This window comes from Neobacillus drentensis (assembly GCF_036965645.1).
Classification (GTDB): Bacteria; Bacillota; Bacilli; order Bacillales; family Cytobacillaceae; genus Neobacillus; species Neobacillus drentensis_D.
Genome location: NZ_JBALPZ010000275.1, coordinates 255 through 1,017, shown reverse-complemented (window position 1 = coordinate 1,017; position 763 = coordinate 255). Strand labels below are relative to the sequence as shown.

General features: G+C 30.4%; 1 protein-coding gene. It reads right to left on the bottom strand.

Annotated elements, in window-relative coordinates:
• Positions 1 to 763 (bottom strand): EpsG family protein (locus tag V7266_RS30250; protein ID WP_335472972.1); only part of this gene is annotated, 763 nt, incomplete at both ends.

The window sequence follows — 763 nt, the reverse complement described above, 5'->3', positions numbered from 1 at the left end:
AGATATGACATTTTCATAATAAAAATAAATTAAGTAACAGCCTAAAAGACCATAATAAATAAATTTTCTATCTTGCTTTGAAAATAATTTCACAATCCATGAAATTAGTATCAGGTTATAAAGTCCAAAGTATATATTAAATCTTGCAAATATCCAATTTTGGGACGATATGACCATAAATACTATTCCTAATAACGTTAAATTTACTATATAATCACTTTTGGGCCATAACTCTCTTAGTCTCTCTTTTCCTAAGTAAGCAATAATTAATGGCGCCCCAGTTACAACAAGTCTTAATGGATTTGCTCCACCTTCAGAAAAAGTACTGTAGTGACCATATTGGGTATCCTCCAGCGCACTAAATAAGAGTGTTGAAAACTGATTAAAGCCTGCTGCCAATAAAACTGCTAAACCTAAAAGGATAAATGTTACTTTTGACCAGGCTTCCCTTCTAACAATAAAATAAATTGGAATAAAAATTAATGCTGTCTGGTGTATTGTAGAAGCTAATAGAACGACAAGTATAAACAATCTCCAATTACCATTAAGAATAAATTTTGTTGCTGCAAAAACAATTGCAGCTGCTAAAAATTGTCTTATTCCATTCATGGATACTGTGTACATCCCGGCAGCAATATAAGCAAATAAACTCAATTCAATCATTCTGGAGTATTTATATAACACTTGTACTATCAACAAATTAGTTAATAAGGCTACCGAAAATATTAATAATTGAGGATTATCAGATATTTTCTGCAAGAAT